At 72.3% G+C, this 16,453-nt stretch carries 15 protein-coding genes; 6 read left to right on the top strand and 9 right to left on the bottom strand.

The genetic code is table 11. The features are described from left to right. Positions 1-6: 6 nt before the first annotated feature. The 4 genes from ACFWJW_RS15090 to ACFWJW_RS15075 all read right to left on the bottom strand — a co-directional run bounded on the left by ACFWJW_RS15090 (position 7) and on the right by ACFWJW_RS15075 (position 4,305). Positions 7-1,350: a hemolysin family protein gene (locus tag ACFWJW_RS15090; protein WP_387240118.1), complete on the bottom strand. Its 1,344-nt coding sequence runs from the start codon at positions 1,348-1,350 to the stop codon at positions 7-9. 12 nt (positions 1,351-1,362) lie between these two features. After that, entirely contained in the window at positions 1,363-1,860 is a 498-nt protein-coding gene (ybeY, locus tag ACFWJW_RS15085; RefSeq protein ID WP_042154667.1) for an rRNA maturation RNase YbeY, read from the bottom strand. Positions 1,861-1,954: 94 nt separating this feature from the next. Next, complete coding sequence (locus ACFWJW_RS15080; RefSeq protein WP_085927058.1) at positions 1,955-2,959, bottom strand: PhoH family protein; 1,005 nt, start codon at positions 2,957-2,959, stop codon at positions 1,955-1,957. 200 nt (positions 2,960-3,159) lie between these two features. Continuing rightward, positions 3,160-4,305 carry a carbohydrate kinase family protein gene (locus tag ACFWJW_RS15075; RefSeq protein ID WP_387240114.1) on the bottom strand — a complete coding sequence of 382 codons (1,146 nt, stop codon included), beginning with the start codon at positions 4,303-4,305 and terminating at the stop codon, positions 3,160-3,162. 66 nt (positions 4,306-4,371) lie between these two features. Between ACFWJW_RS15075 and ACFWJW_RS15070 the strand changes: the two genes are divergently transcribed. The 3 genes from ACFWJW_RS15070 to ACFWJW_RS15060 all read left to right on the top strand — a co-directional run bounded on the left by ACFWJW_RS15070 (position 4,372) and on the right by ACFWJW_RS15060 (position 7,258). Continuing rightward, entirely contained in the window at positions 4,372-5,694 is a 1,323-nt protein-coding gene (locus ACFWJW_RS15070) for a 6-phospho-beta-glucosidase (protein WP_387240112.1), read from the top strand. Positions 5,695-6,175: 481 nt separating this feature from the next. Then, positions 6,176-6,913, top strand: coding sequence for a DUF4232 domain-containing protein (locus tag ACFWJW_RS15065; protein WP_387240109.1), 738 nt, complete (start codon positions 6,176-6,178; stop codon positions 6,911-6,913). A 96-nt stretch (positions 6,914-7,009) separates the two neighbouring features. Then, positions 7,010-7,258 carry a hypothetical protein gene (locus ACFWJW_RS15060; RefSeq protein ID WP_387240107.1) on the top strand — a complete coding sequence of 83 codons (249 nt, stop codon included), beginning with the start codon at positions 7,010-7,012 and terminating at the stop codon, positions 7,256-7,258. A 146-nt stretch (positions 7,259-7,404) separates the two neighbouring features. Here the strand turns inward: ACFWJW_RS15060 and ACFWJW_RS15055 are convergent, their stop codons facing one another. The 3 genes from ACFWJW_RS15055 to ACFWJW_RS15045 all read right to left on the bottom strand — a co-directional run bounded on the left by ACFWJW_RS15055 (position 7,405) and on the right by ACFWJW_RS15045 (position 10,614). Continuing rightward, positions 7,405-8,034 carry an MBL fold metallo-hydrolase gene (locus tag ACFWJW_RS15055; protein ID WP_387240104.1) on the bottom strand — a complete coding sequence of 210 codons (630 nt, stop codon included), beginning with the start codon at positions 8,032-8,034 and terminating at the stop codon, positions 7,405-7,407. Continuing rightward, positions 8,034-9,119, bottom strand: coding sequence for an S-(hydroxymethyl)mycothiol dehydrogenase (locus ACFWJW_RS15050; RefSeq protein ID WP_387240101.1), 1,086 nt, complete (start codon positions 9,117-9,119; stop codon positions 8,034-8,036). The genes ACFWJW_RS15055 and ACFWJW_RS15050 overlap by 1 nt, the downstream gene beginning before the upstream one ends. 154 nt (positions 9,120-9,273) lie before the next feature. After that, complete coding sequence (locus tag ACFWJW_RS15045; protein ID WP_387240098.1) at positions 9,274-10,614, bottom strand: glucarate dehydratase family protein; 1,341 nt, start codon at positions 10,612-10,614, stop codon at positions 9,274-9,276. A gap of 204 nt (positions 10,615-10,818) precedes the next feature. Here ACFWJW_RS15045 and ACFWJW_RS15040 point away from each other — a divergent pair, with 204 nt between their 5' ends. Next, a complete protein-coding gene (locus ACFWJW_RS15040; RefSeq protein WP_387240095.1) occupies positions 10,819-11,631 on the top strand; it encodes an HAD family acid phosphatase in 813 nt (270 codons plus the stop codon). Positions 11,632-11,699: 68 nt separating this feature from the next. Here the strand turns inward: ACFWJW_RS15040 and ACFWJW_RS15035 are convergent, their stop codons facing one another. Together ACFWJW_RS15035 and ACFWJW_RS15030 are read right to left on the bottom strand one after the other, a co-directional pair. Next, positions 11,700-12,605, bottom strand: a complete 906-nt coding sequence (locus ACFWJW_RS15035) for a ribonuclease Z (protein WP_387240092.1) — start codon at positions 12,603-12,605, stop codon at positions 11,700-11,702. A gap of 6 nt (positions 12,606-12,611) precedes the next feature. Beyond that, complete coding sequence (locus ACFWJW_RS15030; RefSeq protein WP_387240089.1) at positions 12,612-12,971, bottom strand: histidine triad nucleotide-binding protein; 360 nt, start codon at positions 12,969-12,971, stop codon at positions 12,612-12,614. Positions 12,972-13,194: 223 nt separating this feature from the next. Between ACFWJW_RS15030 and ACFWJW_RS15025 the strand changes: the two genes are divergently transcribed. Next, complete coding sequence (locus ACFWJW_RS15025; RefSeq protein ID WP_042155497.1) at positions 13,195-13,623, top strand: OsmC family protein; 429 nt, start codon at positions 13,195-13,197, stop codon at positions 13,621-13,623. Positions 13,624-13,806: 183 nt separating this feature from the next. Continuing rightward, on the top strand, positions 13,807-16,284 hold the full coding sequence (locus tag ACFWJW_RS15020) for a hypothetical protein (protein ID WP_387240086.1): 2,478 nt from the start codon (positions 13,807-13,809) through the stop codon (positions 16,282-16,284). The last annotated feature ends 169 nt before the right edge of the window (positions 16,285-16,453 follow it).

The following is a 16,453-nucleotide window of genomic DNA, read 5'->3' as shown; positions in this document are numbered from 1 at the left end:
GGATGTTCAGCCGGCGGTGCGGCCGCCCGCCGACGACTCCCCGGCGGCGCTCGCGCCCGCCGGACGCACCGGCTCGCACAGCACCGTGATGATCTTGTTGCGGCGGCCGGCCGGGGCCTCCGCGGTCAGCCGCAGCGCCTTCAGCCCCGGGTCGGAGGCGTCGTCGGCGAGGTCGACCTCGGCGGTGGCACCGGCGATCGGGACCCGGCCGAGGAGCTTGGCGAGCAGTCCGCCGACGGTCTCGACGTCCTCGTCGTCCAGCTCGGCCAGGCCGTACAGCTCGCCGAGGTCGCCGATGTCCAGCCGGGAGGTGACGCGATAGCGGCCGTCGCCGAGATCCTCGACGGGCGGCAGTTCCCGGTCGTATTCATCGGTGATCTCGCCGACGATCTCCTCCAGAATGTCCTCGATCGTGACAATGCCGGCGGTGCCGCCATATTCATCGATCACCACCGCGACATGATTGCGGTCCTGCTGCATTTCCCGCAGCAGATCACCGGCATTCTTGGTGTCGGGGACGAAAACGGCGGGGCGCATGGCCGTGGAGACCAGCTCGGACTCGGCGTCGCGGCTGATGTGGACCTTGCGGGCCAGGTCCTTGAGGTAGACGACGCCGACGATGTCGTCCTCGTTCTCGCCGGTCACCGGGATACGGGAGAAGCCGGAGCGCAGCGCGAGGGTCAGCGCCTGGCGGATGGTCTTGAACCGCTCGACGGCGACCAGGTCCGTACGCGGCACCATCACCTCACGGACGAGGGTGTCGCCGAGCTGGAAGACGGAGTGCACCATCCGGCGCTCCTCGTCCTCGATCAGCGACTCCTTCTCCGCGAGGTCCACCAGGGAGCGCAGCTCGGCCTCGGAGGCGAACGGGCCCTTGCGGAAGCCCTTGCCGGGGGTCAGGGCATTGCCGAGGAGGATCAGCAGCTGCGGGATGGGGCCCATGATGCGGGCCAGCGGCAGCAGGACGTAGGCGGCGGCGGTGGCGGTGTTCAGCGGGTGCTGGCGGCCGATCGTCCGCGGTGAGACGCCGACGGCGACATAGGAGACCAGCACCATCACGGCGATGGCGACGGTCAGCGCCTCCCAGGTCTCGTCGAACGAGCGCAGACAGGCGTACGTGACCAGGACCCCGGCGGCCATCTCGCAGCCGACCCGCACCAGCAGCGCGACATTGAGATAGCGGGTGGGGTCGGCGGCGACGGCGGCGAGCCTGGCGGCGCCGCGGCGGCCGGAGCGGACGGCTTCCTCGGCCCGGAAGCTGGTCGTCCGGGCCAGGCCGGCCTCCGCGCAGGCGGCGAGCCAGGCGATCACGACGAGCAGGACCGCGACCGCGATCAGCTGGGTGGTCATCGGGCCGTCCCGTCAGGTCACGGTGGGGGCCGGAGAGGGGCCGGTGAGTCCCCGCTCGGCGCGCCAGCCGTCAACGATCGCCGCCTGGAGACCGAACATTTCGGCCTTCTCGTCCGGCTCCTCGTGGTCGTAGCCGAGGAGGTGGAGCACTCCGTGGACGGTGAGCAGCTGGAGTTCCTCGTCCATGCTGTGCCCGGTCGGCGCCTCCTCGCCCTGCTTCTTGGCGACCTCCGGGCAGAGCACGATGTCACCGAGGAGGCCCTGCGGGGGCTCCTCGTCGTCCTTGGCCGGCGGGCGCAGCTCGTCCATGGGGAAGGACATGACATCGGTCGGCCCCGGCAGGTCCATCCACTGGAGGTGGAGCTGCTCCATGGCCTCGGCGTCGACGACGATCACGGACAGCTCGGAGAGCGGGTGGATGCGCATCCGGGCGACGGCGTAGCGGGCGACATCCAGGATGGCCTGCTCGTCGATCTCGGTGCCGGACTCGTTGTTGACGTCGATGGACATGGGGAGGGTTGCTTCTCGCTTCTCGGGCCCGGCCCGATGGTTGCTGGGACCGCGGGTCGTGGACCCCGGCCGGCCGGATGGCCGGCCGGTGGGCTCACGTGCCGTTGCGGCTGTCGTACTTCTCGTAGGCGTCGACGATACGGCCGACGAGCTTGTGCCGGACCACGTCCTTGCTGGTGAGCAGGGAGAAATGCACATCGTCGACGCCGTCCAGGATGTCCCGGACCTGGCGCAGACCGCTCTTCGTCCCGCCCGGGAGGTCGACCTGGGTGACATCGCCGGTGATGACGATCTTCGAGTCGAAGCCGAGGCGGGTGAGGAACATCTTCATCTGCTCGGGGTTCGTGTTCTGCGCCTCGTCGAGAATGATGAAGGCGTCATTCAGGGTACGGCCGCGCATATACGCCAGCGGGGCGACCTCGATCGTCCCGGCGGCCATCAGGCGCGGGATGGAGTCGGGGTCGAGCATGTCGTGCAGCGCGTCGTAGAGCGGGCGCAGATAGGGGTCGATCTTCTCGTAGAGCGTGCCGGGCAGGAAGCCGAGCCGCTCACCGGCCTCGACCGCGGGGCGGGTCAGGATGATGCGGTTGACCTGCTTGGCCTGGAGCGCCTGGACGGCCTTGGCCATGGCGAGGTAGGTCTTGCCGGTGCCCGCCGGGCCGATGCCGAAGACGACGGTGTGCTCGTCGATGGCGTCGACATAGCGCTTCTGGTTGAGGGTCTTGGGCCGGATCGTCCGGCCGCGGTTGGAGAGGATGTTCTGGGTGAGCACCTCGGCGGGCGTCTCGCTCACCGCGCCCTCGCCGTCCTCCGCCGCGCGCAGCATGGCGATGGACCGTTCCACTGCGTCCTCCGTCATCGGTTGTCCGGTGCGGAGCACCAGCATCATCTCGTCGAAGAGGCGCTGGATGAGAGCCACTTCCCGGGCGTCCCCGACAGCGCTGACCTCGTTGCCCCGGACGTGGATGTCGGTCGCCGGGAAGGCTTTTTCGATCACGCGCAGTAGGGAGTCACCGGATCCCAGGACCGTCACCATCGGGTGCTTGGCCGGGACGGTGAACTGGGCGCGCGCCTGCGGTTGCGTGGGTGTCTGAGTCATAAGGCGGCTCGGTGGCCTGCTCAACCCCCATCCTTTGCTAATAAGAGGTGCCTGCCTGCACTCGACTCCTTGGGATACAAGAGTACGACGGAGCACTGACAGGCCCGAGGGCTTTTCCCGCCGGTGCGGGCCGACGGGGGCACGCCGCAAGCCTCCCGGGGCGGGGCGGCCGCACCCGCCGGGCCCGGCCCCGCGGCTGCTCAGGCCGGCCGGCGGAAGCCGATCGTGGGGACCGCGCGAGCCAGCGGCGCGAGCCGGTACGCCGCGGGCAGCACCTCGTCCAGGAAGGCGTACTGGCGGCGCAGCACGCCCGGTGCGCCCGCCTCGCAGGACCGCACCTGCTGCCACCAGGCGGCGATCTCCGCCCAGCCCGGGGCGGACAGCGAGCCGCCGAATTCCTGCACGGACAGCGCGGCGGACAGCCCCGCGAAGGCGAGCCGGTCGGCGAGCGGCCAGTCGGCGAGGGTGCCGGTGACGAATCCGGCGACGAAGACATCGCCGGCGCCGGTCGGGTCCAGCGCCTCCACGGCGATCGCGGGCACCTCGGCGCTCTCGCCGGTCCGGCCGTCCACCGCGTAGGCGCCCTCCGAACCCAGCGTGACCACCGCGAGCGGCACCCGGTCGGCGAGCCTGCGGGCCGCGGCGCGCGGGCAGTCCGTCCGGGTGTAGCGCATCGCCTCCTCGGCGTTGGGCAGGAACGCCTCGCAGTGCTCCAGGTCGGCGAGGTCGGCCGGGTCCCAGCGGCCGCTGTCGTCCCAGCCCACGTCCGCGAAGATGCGGCTGCCGCGGCCCGCCGCGCAGCCCAGCCAGCCCTCCCGCCGGCCCGGGACCAGCGAGGCGATGCAGGCGCGGGACGGCGGCGGGCAGCCGGGGGCGTGCTTGCCGTCGAAGGCGAAATCGGGCGGTGGCGCCTCGTGGCCGTGCGACACCATCGTGCGCTCGCCCTCGTAGGCCATGGAGACGGTGACCGGGGAGTGCCAGCCGGGGACGGTGCGGGACAGCGCCAGGTCGATGCCCTCGCCCTGTTCGAGCACCTCCCAGCAGTACTCGCCGTAGTGGTCGTCGCCGAAGGCCGCGGCGAGCGAGGTGCGCAGCCCGAGCCGGGCCAGGGCGGTGGCCATGTTGGCGACGCCGCCGGGGCTGGAGCCCATCCCGCGGGCCCAGGACTCGGTGCCGCGGACCGGGGCGGAATCCAGGCCGGTGAAGATGATGTCCAGGAAGACCGAGCCGGTGAGGTAGACGTCGGTGCGCGGATCGCCGTCGGCGCGCACCCCGGCCAGCGGATCGAGGGCCGCGGGCACGGCCGCCGGGCCCGCGGGCGGAAGGTCATCGCGTCGGCTGCTCACCGTGCTCTCCCCTCTCGTATCTGCACGTGCCGCCAGTGTGCCTGATGCTGCGGTACGTTCCGCCCCATGAGGCTCACGATTCTGGGCGGGGGCGGTTTCCGGGTGCCGCTGGTCTACCGCGCCCTGCTGGACGACCCGGGGCGCGCCGTCTCCGAGGTGGTGCTGCACGACACCGATCCGCGCCGGGTGGCGGTGATCGCCGAGGTCCTGGCGCGGCTGGCGCAGGGGCATCCGGCACCGGTGCCCGTACGGGTCGCGGACGGTCTGGACGAGGCGCTGGCCGGCGCCGGCTTCGTCTTCTCGGCGATCCGGGTGGGCGGCACCGCGGGCCGGGTACGGGACGAACGCATCCCGCTGTCCGAGGGCGTGCTCGGCCAGGAGACGGTCGGCGCCGGCGGTGTCCTCTACGGCCTGCGGACGATCCCGGTGGCGCTGCACATCGCCGAGCGGGTCGCGGCGCTCGCCCCGGACGCCTGGGTCATCAACTTCACCAACCCCGCGGGCATGGTCACCGAGGCGATGTCCCAGGTGCTCGGCGACCGCGTCATCGGGATCTGCGATTCGCCGGTGGGGCTGGTGCGCCGCGCGGCGCGGGCGGCCGGCGCGGACCCGGACCGGGCCGGTTACGACTATGTGGGGCTCAACCACCTCGGCTGGCTGCGGTCGTTGACGCTGGACGGCACGGATCTGCTGCCGGGGCTGCTCGCCGACGAGGACGCGCTGGGCTCCTTCGAGGAGGGCCGGCTGTTCGGCGGGGACTGGCTGCGGACCCTGGGCGCGCTCCCGAACGAGTATCTGCACTACTACTACTTCCGCCGCGAGACCCTCGACTCCGTACGGGACACCCGGGAGACCCGCGGCGAGTTCCTCGACCAGCAGCAGGGCGGCTTCTTCGAGCGGGCCGCGGCGGCCGGCGGCCCGGACGCGGTGTACGCCCTGTGGGAGCGGACCCGGCTGGAGCGCGAGGAGACGTACATGGCGCACAGCCGGGAGGCCAGTGGCGGCTGGCAGCGCGACAGCCACGATCTGGAGGGCGGCGGCTACGACCGGGTGGCGCTGGCGCTGATGCACGGCATCCTGAACGGCAGCGGCACCCGGCTGATCCTCAATGTCCGCAACGGGACGACCGTGCCGCAGCTGGCGCCGGACGCGATCGTGGAGACCGTGTGCGAGGTGACCGCACAGGGCGCCCGCCCCCTGCCCTGCGCACCGCTGCGGGAGGACCAGTTGGGCCTGATGTTGCAGGTCAAGGCGGTGGAACGGGCGACGATCGAGGCCGCGGTCTTCAAGGACCGCACCGCCGCGCTACGAGCCCTGGCCCTGCACCCGTTGGTGGACTCCCCCACGGTGGCCGCCCGCATTCTGGAGCGGGCGGCCGGGGAGGGGTGAGGGGGCGGGGCAGGCCCGGGGCGCGGGGCGTAGGGGCTCGGGAGCGCGGGGCGCGCGGCCGCGGGGCGTGCCGCGGGGGCGTGCGGCCGCGGAATATCCTCCGCCCCCGCCACGTTGTGGCCCCGAGGGGGCGTCCGCACCCCCTACGGGAAGTGTTCGCCCCTCCCCTACGGCATCTCCGATGGCTCGGGGGACTTCCTCGCGTGACTTCTGAGTTACCTCCCCGCTCCGGTCGCTGTGGCACGGACCCCCGGGGCCAGGCCCTTGACCTGTCGGACCGCCCCCCGCTCCGGCAACCGGCCGCACGTTCACCAACTACCCGCCACAGCCTGCCCCTTCGGCTTCCCCCAGGCGTATTCCCCCTGCTCACACCCGTGTTAGCCGGACGTTAGCGGAGCGGAAGCCTCGCGCTAGTGGCCCAGACCAGAGTGGTGGTCGTCACGAGGAAACAGCGACACCGAACGCCCTGGGGGGACCCGAAATGAGCGCCAACACCACTGCCCGCACCGCCCGTCGCCGCACCCTGCGCATCGCCGTCGCGACCCTGACCGCGGTCGCCGGCCTGACGCTGACCGCCTGCTCCGGCTCGGATGTCGCCGCCACAGCGCCCGCGGACCAGTCGGGCCCGGGCACGGCCGTCGAGTCCAGCGGCACGGACTCCGGCACCGAGGCGCAGGGCTCCGGTGACGAGGCGGGCTCCGGAGCCAAGACCGACACCAAGGCCGACGCCAAGGGGGGCGCCGCGGCCAAGAAGCCGGGCGGCCAGGCCGCCGGCGGTGGCGGGGCGGGCTCGGGCGTGGAGCGCTGTCACACCTCCGGTCTGAAGGCGGTCTTCGCCACGGGCGAGGACGCGGCCCCGGACCCGAACGCGGGCGGCTCGACGACCACCAGCGTCGTGCTGACCAACAAGGGCAGCCGCAGCTGCAAGATCGGCGGCTTCCCGGGTGTGGACCTCAAGTCCGAGAACGGCGGCGAGCGCTGGTCGCTGGCCCGCTCGTCGGCCAAGCACGGCTCGATCACCCTGGCGCCCGGCGACAGCACCGACTTCACCATCAACGTCGCCATGACCAAGGAGGACAAGGGCTTCTACCAGCCCGCCTTCGCGGACATCACGCCGCCCAACGAGACCAAGTCGATCACCGTCAAGTGGCCCTGGGGCACCCTCGTCGACCAGCGCAGCGCCACCCACCCGGCCACCTTCGTCAACCCCATCGGCTGACCACCTCGGCGCTGCCCTGGACATCAGTCGGGAACGCATCTGAGCCCGACCAGCTCAGAACGCAAGGACAAGCAAAGACAAGCAAGGGAGATCACCATGAAGGCGTTACGTACTCGCATCGGTGTCGGTCTCGCGGTCGCTGCCGCGGCGGTCGCCATCCCGCTGACCTCCACCGCCGCCTTCGCCGCCGCTCCCCCCGGCGACGGCTGGGTCCCCGTCGGTGCCGAGAAGTACCCCTCGAAGGCGGAGTGCGAAGCGAAGGAACTCCCGTACGCCCAGGCGAACGGGTACCACGAGGTGTGGTGCGACGACAGCGACCCCATCATGGCCATCTACAACCGCTGACGGCCTTCTCCAACCGCTGACGGCTCTCCGCCCGGCGAGGACTCCTCCCGCCGGCGCCGCGCCGAAAAAGTCCGCTGCCCCGGTGTGTCACACCGGGGCAGCGGACTTTCCGCGATCACTGCGGGCCCGCCCTGGGGCCGGTCGTTCTAGTGCCCCCGCTTGATCCACTCCTCCAGGTGCGGGGCCTCCGTCCCGATCGTCGTCGGATCACCGTGGCCGGTGCGGACCGCCGTCTCGGGCGGCAGGGTCAGCAGCCGGTCCCGGATCGAGGCGACGATGGTCGGGAAGTCCGAGAAGGACCGGCCGGTGGCACCGGGGCCGCCCTGGAAGAGGGTGTCGCCGGTGAAGACGGTGCGCAGGTCGGGCGCGTGGAGGCAGACCGCGCCGGGGGCGTGGCCCGGGGTGTGCAGCACGGTCAGGTCCGTACCGGCGATGGTCAGCACCTGACCGTCCGCCAGCTCCGCGTCCGGTGGGGTGCCCGGGTGGGTCATCTTCCACAACGGCAGGTCGGCGGGGTGCAGATGGATCCGGGCACCGGTGCGGGCGGCGAGCGCCGGGGCCGCGTCGATGTGGTCGTTGTGCCCATGGGTGCAGATGATCGCGCGCAGCGTCCGGCCGCCGAGGGCCTCGACGATGGCGTCGGCGTCATGGGCGGCGTCGATGACGATCGCCTCGTCGTCGTCGCCGACGATCCAGACGTTGTTGTCGACGTCCCAGGTGCCGCCGTCGAGGGAGAAGGTGCCGGAGGTGACCAGGTGGTCGATGCGGGCCGCCATCAGAGCGTCACCACCGAACGCAGCACGTCGCCCGCGTGCATCCGCGCGAAGGCCGACTCCACGTCCTCGATGCCGATGGTCTCGGTGACGAACGCCCCCAGGTCGATCCGGCCCTGGAGATGCAGATCGACCAGCATCGGGAAGTCGCGGGACGGCAGACAGTCGCCGTACCAGGAGGACTTGAGGGAGCCGCCGCGGCCGAAGACGTCCAGGAGGGGGAGTTCCAGGGTCATGTCCGGGGTGGGGACGCCCACCAGGACGACGGTTCCGGCCAGGTCACGGGCGTAGAACGCCTGCTGGTAGGTCTCCGGGCGGCCGACCGCCTCGATGACGACGTCCGCGCCGAAGCCGCCGGTCAGCTCGCGGATCGCCTCGACGGGGTCGGTGGAGCGGGAGTTGACGGTGTGGGTGGCGCCCATGGAGCGCGCGGTCTCCAGCTTGCGGTCGTCGATGTCCACCGCGATGATCTTGGCCGCGCCGGCCAGCCGGGCCCCCATCACGGCCGCGTCGCCGACGCCGCCGCAGCCGATGACCGCGACCGCGTCGCCGCGTGCGACACCGCCGGTGTTGAGCGCGGCGCCCATACCCGCCATCACCCCGCAGCCCAGCAGACCGGCCGCCTCGGGCGCGATCTCGGGGTTGACCTTGGTGCACTGCCCGGCGGCAACCAGCGTCTTGTCGGCGAAGGCGCCGATGCCCAGCGCCGGGCTCAGCTCCGTGCCGTCCTTCAGCGTCATCTTCTGGCGGGCGTTGTGGGTGGCGAAGCAGTACTGGGGGCGGCCGCGCAGACACGCCCGGCACTGGCCGCACACCGCCCGCCAGTTGAGGATGACGAAATCGCCGGGCGCCACATCGGTGACGCCGGAGCCGACCGACTCCACCACGCCGGACGCCTCGTGCCCGAGCAGGAACGGGAAGTCGTCGTTGATGCCGCCCTGCTTGTAGTGCAGATCGGTGTGGCACACCCCGCACGCCTGGATCTTCACCACGGCCTCGCCGGGACCCGGGTCCGGCACCAGGATGGTCTCCAGCCGGACCGGTTCGTTCTTCCCCGGCGCAATCACGCCGCGCACTTCCTGTGCCATCGGGACAGCCCCTCTCAAAGATCACTTACGGGACCACTGTGGCGCACCGCCACTGAGCCGTGCCTCACCGTACGCGTGCCGGGCCACCGCGCACAGGACCACGGCCGGGTCCGTGATCTCCGTCCCCGGGCCGCCGGCGGGCGGGCCCCGGGGGTCACCAGCGTGGAGTGGTGGGGGCGACCCAGCCGGGGTCGGCGTACCGCATGGCGGCGGCGTCATCGCGGTCGCGGAGTCCGCCGTCGTCGGCGAGCCAGCGGCGGTGCAGCACGGCGAGCCGGTCGCGGTCGAGGGTGATGCCGAGGCCGGGGGCGTCACTGACGTCCACCCGGCCGTCGCGGATGCCGATCCGCTCGGTGAGGACGTCCTCGGTCTGCCAGGGGTAGTGGCTGTCGCAGGCGTGGCCGAGGTGCGGCAGGGTCGCCGCGACCTGGGTCATGGCGGCGAGGCTGATGCCCAGATGGGTGTTGGAGTGCATGGACAGGCCGACGCCGAAGGTGTGGCAGACGGCGGCGAGTTCGCGGGTGGTGCGCAGCCCGCCCCAGTAGTGGTGGTCGCAGAGCACGATCTGGACGGCGTCCCGGGCGAACGCCCCGGCGATCTCGTCGAAGGTCGTCACGCACATGTTCGTGGCCAGCGGGAGGCCGGCCCGTCCGGCGGCGCCCGGCCGCGCCCCGCGCAGGGCGGCCGCCACCTCCGCCATCCCTGCCGTGCCGCTCGTCGGGTCCTCCAGATACTCCAGGACGTCCGCCAGCTCGTCCGCGACCCGGCAGGAAGTCGGCACGCTCCAGGCGCCGTTGGGGTCCAGGCGCAGCGGCCGCCCGGGGAACTCGGCGGCCAGCGCCCGGACCGCGGCGATCTCCTCGTCGGGCGGGAAGACGCCGCCCTTGAGCTTGAAGGAGGTGAAGCCGTAGGTGTCGGCGAGCCGGCGGGCCTGGGCGACGACACCGGCGGGGTCGAGCGCCGCGCCCCAGTCGTCGCGTTCGCCGCGGCCGCCCGGGTGTCCCGCCCAGCGGTAGAAGAGGTAGGCGCTGAACTCCACCCGGTCGCGGACCTTGCCGCCGAGCAGGGCGTGTACGGGCAGTCCGGTGGCCCGGCCCCAGGCGTCCAGGCAGGCGACCTCGAAGCCGGAGAGGACGGAGAGCCGCAGTTTTCCGGCGGTCCGGACGCCGCGCAGTCCGCCGGCGTCCACGGCGCCGGCGCCGGTCGCGCCCGGCGGGTCCCCGCACACCTCGGCGGCCAGCTCGGGCAGTCCGTTCAGATCCGTGACCGACCGGCCGATCAGCGCACCGGCCAGCGGCTGGGCCAGGGCCAGGTAGTCGGTGTCCCCGTAGGTCTCGCCGAGCCCGGTGACGCCGCCCTCGGTGGTCACCTCGATGATCAGCCGTGGGGTGTACGGCTGGTGTACGCCCTGGGTGTTCAGCAGCGGCGGATCGGCCACCAGGACCGGGGTGAGCCGGACCTCGGTGATGATGAGGCCGTGCCGGGCGTCGGTCATCCGGAAGCTCCTACGAGGCCGAGGGCTGTTTTCCTGTGTAGATGACGTCTACGGAGGGAGTGGGAGGTTAGGGATTCCGACCAGTGACCGTCAATAACCGCACCGCGGTCAGCTTTTACCAAGGGTTGAATCTGCGCGCGTAGATACCGATGTGAGGCTCTGTTAGACCTACGGGGTCCGCTCATGTCTCCGGAGGAGCCGCGCATGCCCCGTCCCGCCCGTTTCCGCCCCGCCCTCTCCCGCCGGGCCCGCCTCGGCGCCGCCACGGTCGCCGCCCTCGTCGCCGGCACCGCCGTCTTCGGCATCGGCCAGGCCACCGCCGAACACTCCGTACCGCGCACCGACAAGGAGATCCCGAACCTCACCCAGGTGCAGGACAAGATCAAGGCGTACTACGGCGACACGGTGACGGCGGACGGCGAGCACTACGCCTCCCCGCGCAGCAACTACGCGCACCAGGTCCGCGGCATAGAGGCCAAGGCCCGCAGCTACCTGTCGAAGGCCCTTGCCCGCCATGACCGCACGGGCAAGGCCAAGCCGGCCATCGTGCTCGACATCGACGACACCACCCTGCTCACCTACAACTACGAGCTCCAGGTCGGCTTCCACTTCACCGAGGAGAGCCAGGACAAGTACCTGGCCCACACCGACATGGACCCGGTCTTCGGCATGGACCGGCTGGTCAACTGGGCGCACGACAAGGGCGCCGAGGTCTTCTTCCTCACCGGCCGCAAGGAGGCCCAGCGCGCCTGGAGCGTCCGCAACCTCAAGAACGTCGGCTACGGCATGCCCCTGGACCGCCGGCACGTCTACCTGAAGGACAAGGAGCACCCGCCCGCCTACCTGCCCTGCGGTGCCACCTGCACGACCATCGAGTACAAGTCGGGCACCCGCAAGCACATCGAGTCCCTCGGCTTCCACATCGTCGCCAGCTTCGGGGACCAGTACAGCGATCTGCGCGGCGGCGCCGCGGACCGGACGTTCAAGCTGCCCAACCCGATGTACTACCTGCCATAAGGCCGAGGTGTGCGGTCCGGTCCCACGGGGCCGGACCGGCGGGCCGGCCGCGCCCCGGCCCGCGCCCCTCAGCGCCGTTTGGGCAGCGGCACCCGCGACAGGTCCCGGGCGATGGTCAGTTCGCCGGTGTACCCCGCCGTACGGGCCTGCCGCTCGAACTCCGTGGGGTCGTCGTAGCGCTGCGAGAAGTGCGTCAGCACGAGATGCCGCACGCCGGCCCGGGCGGCCACCTCCGCGGCCTGCCCGGCGGTCAGATGCCCGTGGTCCTCGGCCAGCTGGACGTCCTCATCCAGGAACGTCGACTCGATGACCAGCATGTCCGCCCCCTCGGCGAGCGCATGGACCCCGGGGCACAGCCGGGTGTCCATGACGAACGCGAACCGCTGGCCCCGCCGCCGCTCGCTCACCTCGTCGAGGGTGACGCCGTGCAGCTCGCCGAGCTGCTTGAGCCGCCCGATGTCCGGCCCGGCGATACCGTGCTCCGCCAGCCGGTCCGGCAGCATCCGGCGGGTGTCCGGCTCGACGAGGCGGTAGCCGTACGACTCGACCGGGTGGGAGAGCTTGCGCGCCTCCAGGACGTACGCCGGCGAGCGCTCCAGCTCACCGTCGACGGCGACCGGCCGCTGGACCAGCCGGACCGTCTCCCGGTACGCGGTGGCGTAGCGCAGCCGTTCGAAGAAGCGCTCCCCGCTGGCCGGGTAGTGGGCGGTGACCGGGTGCGGCACCCGGTCGAGGTTGATCCGCTGGATCACGCCCGCCAGGCCGAGCGAGTGGTCACCGTGGAAGTGCGTGATGCAGATCCGGTTCAGGTCATGGGCGGCGACCCCGGCGCGCAGCATCTGGCGCTGGGTGCCCTCGCCGGGGTCGAAGAGCAGCCCCTGACCGTCCCAGCGCAGCAGATAGCCGTTGTGGTTGCGGTGCCGGGTGGGGACCTGACTGGCGGTGCCGAGGACCACCAATTCACGTACGGACACGGTCGGTTATCCGGGGGGCCACTGGAGGCCGCGGCCGCCGAGCACGTGCAGGTGGGCGTGGAAGACGGTCTGGCCGGCGCCCGCGCCGGTGTTGAAGACGACCCGGTAGCCGCGGTCCTCCACGTTCTCCTCGGCGGCGACCTCCCGGGACTCCCGCAGTATGTCGGCGATGATCTGCGGTTCGGCGACGGCCAGGGCCGCGGCGTCGTGGTAGTGCACCTTGGGGATGATCAGGACATGGGTCGGCGCCTGGGGATTGATGTCGCGGAAGGCGACAGTGGTCTCCGTCTCCCGGACGATGGTCGCCGGCACCTCCCTCGCCACGATCTTGCAGAACAGGCAGTCGGCCTGCGGTTCTCCCGCCACGGGTGGCTCCTCCCAGGTCATCCGTCCGGCGCACGGTGCGCACGGCCTCGGATGCTACCGGGCGGGCCGCACCGGAGCGTCCACCCGGCCCGCCCGCCGCGCGGCTGCGCCCGCCCGGTGCCGGCGCCGCGGCGGGCACGCCCACGGGTCGGCCGGGCGCCGGGCCACCGGATCATTAAGCTGGGCGGTGATCCCTTTCGCCCACAACCGGGAGTTCTGCACCATGGCAACCACGCGCACCGCCAAGACCCACTGGGAAGGCAACCTCCTGGAGGGCAAGGGCACCGTCGCCCTGGAGTCCTCCAAGGTCGGTACGTACGACGTGAACTGGCCCGCCCGCGCCGAGCAGCCCAACGGCGTCACCAGCCCCGAGGAGCTGATCGCGGCGGCCCACTCCTCCTGCTACTCCATGGCCTTCTCGCACGGCCTGGCGGGCAAGGGATACACCGTCGAGGCCCTGGACACCCAGGCCGATGTCACCTTCCAGCCCGGTGAGGGCATCACCGGTATCGCGCTGACCGTCAAGGCCCGCGTCCCCGGCCTGTCCGAGGAGGACTTCCAGGCCGCGGCCCAGGACGCCAAGGCCAACTGCCCGGTGAGCCAGGCGCTGGCGGGCGTCAAGAACATCACGCTGGCGGCCGAGCTGATCTGACGGGGCGGCCGGCCGGGCCGGTCCTCCGAGTGTGAACGGCGGTGCGCCGGACGGCCCCTGAGGGCGCGTCCGGCGCACCGTCGCGTTGTCAGTGGGCTGTGCCACGATCTTTGTGCCGCTGCGGAAGGGCCCGGTGCCGTTCCGCGGACCTCCGCACGCCCGCCCCGCGAAGGGACCCCGCACGTGACCCACCGCTCCACCACCCCGCTCCGTCAGGCCCTGCGGCTCGCCGCGCCGGACACCGCCGATGCGCTCGCCGAGCGGCAGCGCCCGGAGCTGCTGGCCGCGCTGTCCGACCGGTTCGGGCTGCCGGAGGAAATGGTGGAGACCCTGGTCGGGCCGGGCGGCCAGGCGCTGCGTGCCGCACTGGCCGGCGACCCCGAGGCGTTCCTGCTCCGGGCGGCGGAGACCGGCGATCCGGTGATCGCCCGCGCGGTGTGGCGGGCGCGCTACCGCCCCGCACCGGACCGGACCCGGCGCGCGAGGGACCTGCCGGATCTGCTGCCGGCGATACTGCGCGCCGCCGATGTCACGGACCCGCGCTGGCAGGCCGAGGACGGCCTCGTCCCGCTGATCCAGGAGGAGGCCACCAGCGTTGACCTGCTGCCCGCCCTGACCGGCCCGTTCCCCCAGCTGATCTCCTTCACCCTGGTCCGGCTGGCCCGGTTCCTCCCGCTGCCGGTCGCCCTCGACGCCTGTATTGCCCTGGTGCAACTCGCGGGCGGCGAGGGGCTGCTGGCCTTCGCCGACGGTGTCGAGCGGATCGAGGAGTTCGACCTCGGGCGGCCGGAATTGCTGGATCTGATGCGGGCGGCCGCGGCCGCCGACGATCCGGAGGCGTTCCTGCGGGAGCGGCGGCCGGCCGGCGAGTGGACCGACCCCGCCGCGCTGCGGGCCCTGCTGCGGGTCCGTGACACCAGCGCGGTGGTGGCCGGGCCCGACGGCCTGGACTGGGAACTGGTCCGCCGCGAGCATGCCCGTCTGCCCTTCGGGACCGAGCCAGCGCGCGGCTACGGCCGCCACGGCAGCAACCGCCTGTTGCAGCTCACCCGCTGGGAAGGCTGCCCGGCGGACCTGGTCATGGAGAGCTTCCGTGCCGACCCGCGGTCCACCGCGCGGCACGCCTCCGCGCTGCCCTTCGAGGCACTGAAGGGCCCCGAGGCCGCCGCGGGCAAGGTGGAGTTCGGGGACGTCCTCGCACGCGGCATCCGGGCGGGCTGGCTCCCGGTGGACCGCGCGCTGACCGAACTCACCCCGGCGCCGGAGGTGCTCGGCGCGCTGCCCTACGACCACGAGCCGACCCGCAAGACCCTCGCCGGCCTGCTCGACCGGCTGGGCACGGACCCGGTCAACTGGCTGACGTGCTACGCCCGGATGGGCCGGGCCCGGGGCAGTGTCGCCGAGCTGATCGACGACGCCGCCTCGGCCACCTCCCGCCAGAAGCGCAACACCAGCTGGCCGCGCCCCCTGGAGGCGGTGTTCCCCGCCACACCCCCCGAGGCGTCCCGGGCCGCGTTCCTGGCCCTGTTCCAGTGCGCCTCCGAAGAGGCCCAGATCGCCGTCGTCCCGCACTTCGACGCCCGGGCCGTGCAGCATCTCCTGGTATACGGCGATCCGGCACCGGCCGTCCGGGACGCGGTCATCGCCGCCCACGGGGTGGCGGCACAGGCCGCCCAGGCCGCCACCACCGCCCTCTCCCCCGAGAAGCTGACCTACCTCCTCGATCTCGACGAACCGCAGGTGGACGCCCATCTGTTCTTCCACTGCCGGATCGACCAGCGGGAACGGGAGCGGATGCTCGCCGGACGGCTGCGCGGCGGCGGCGTCCGCCCCGTCCCCGAGGAACTGCTCCACGTCCTGCGGGAGACCAACCTCGGCCACTACCGTCACTGGCTCATCGCCGGCCTGGAGTCCGGCGACCTGGGGGTGGCGCGCACCCTCCTCGGGCGGCTGAAGCTGCGCATACCCGCGGCCCGGCTGCGGCTGCTGGTGGCCGTGTGGCAGCGCGGCGGCCCGGACGCGGTGCGCGAGATCCTGGCGATGGACCGGCTCCCGGTCACCCTCCGCCGGCAGACCGAGAAGCTGCTGGACGCCCCGGACGGCCTGGACCGGCTGCGCGCCCGCCTGGCCGCGGAGGAGGACCCGGAGAAGCTGCTGGCGTACCTCAACAAGGCGCCGGGCTACGACGGCAGCCAGCCGCACAAGCTCACCGGCGAGGGCATCCCGCTGCCCTGGCCCGAGCTGATCGCGGCATACCGCTCCGGCACGCTGACCCGCAGCGCGGCCCAAGACCTCGCCGAGCGTGCGGACTGCCCCCGCGAGCTGCTACTGGCCCTCCTGCCGGACACCCCGGAGGTCGACCGCTACAGCACCGCATGGCCCCAGCTCGCCCTCCGCCACGGCACACTCACCCCACAGGACATCCTGACCCACGCCGCCCCCGCGCGCCGGGCCCTGTCCCACCTCCGCCACGCCCTCAACTCCTCCGAGCAAAAGGCCGACCGACAGGAACTGCACACACAGGCAACCGCACTGACCACCGAACATCTGGGCACCGACCCCGAAGCCTGGGCCGTAGCCCTCCAGCTGCTCCCAACCTTCGCCGGCACCCTCACCGAACTGTGCACAACGGCAGCCGCAATCACACACCCGTCAACCTGACCGCCCCAGGCGTCGCCCCGTTTCTGCCAGATCCGCGAGGCACACCGAACCACCTACGCAAACCCCCACCGGCCTTCTCCCCACCCCCAACGGGAGGGGACGGGCCGGAGCGGGGGCGGGTGCCGCCGTAAACCGAAGCCGTCCCGGAAACCACCCACCCCCGCCCCGC

The organism is Streptomyces sp. NPDC127097, assembly GCF_042724075.1.
GTDB lineage: Bacteria > Actinomycetota > Actinomycetes > Streptomycetales > Streptomycetaceae > Streptomyces.
The sequence above is the reverse complement of the archived record's forward strand: the minus strand, read 5'-3'. Positions and strand labels throughout refer to the sequence as shown.

Bases quoted from the DNA above. Each gene is read 5' to 3' on its own strand.
- ACFWJW_RS15060 (WP_387240107.1), top strand. From the start codon at position 7,010: ATGAAGGCGTTACGTACTCGCATCGGTGTCGGTCTCGCGGTCGCTGCC.
- ybeY (WP_042154667.1), bottom strand. From the start codon at position 1,860: ATGTCCATCGACGTCAACAACGAGTCCGGCACCGAGATCGACGAGCAG.
- ACFWJW_RS15065 (WP_387240109.1), top strand. From the start codon at position 6,176: ATGAGCGCCAACACCACTGCCCGCACCGCCCGTCGCCGCACCCTGCGC.
- ACFWJW_RS15050 (WP_387240101.1), bottom strand. From the start codon at position 9,119: ATGGCACAGGAAGTGCGCGGCGTGATTGCGCCGGGGAAGAACGAACCG.
- ACFWJW_RS15070 (WP_387240112.1), top strand. From the start codon at position 4,372: ATGAGGCTCACGATTCTGGGCGGGGGCGGTTTCCGGGTGCCGCTGGTC.
- ACFWJW_RS15025 (WP_042155497.1), top strand. From the start codon at position 13,195: ATGGCAACCACGCGCACCGCCAAGACCCACTGGGAAGGCAACCTCCTG.
- ACFWJW_RS15040 (WP_387240095.1), top strand. From the start codon at position 10,819: ATGCCCCGTCCCGCCCGTTTCCGCCCCGCCCTCTCCCGCCGGGCCCGC.
- ACFWJW_RS15090 (WP_387240118.1), bottom strand. From the start codon at position 1,350: ATGACCACCCAGCTGATCGCGGTCGCGGTCCTGCTCGTCGTGATCGCC.
- ACFWJW_RS15045 (WP_387240098.1), bottom strand. From the start codon at position 10,614: ATGACCGACGCCCGGCACGGCCTCATCATCACCGAGGTCCGGCTCACC.
- ACFWJW_RS15080 (WP_085927058.1), bottom strand. From the start codon at position 2,959: ATGACTCAGACACCCACGCAACCGCAGGCGCGCGCCCAGTTCACCGTC.
- ACFWJW_RS15055 (WP_387240104.1), bottom strand. From the start codon at position 8,034: ATGGCGGCCCGCATCGACCACCTGGTCACCTCCGGCACCTTCTCCCTC.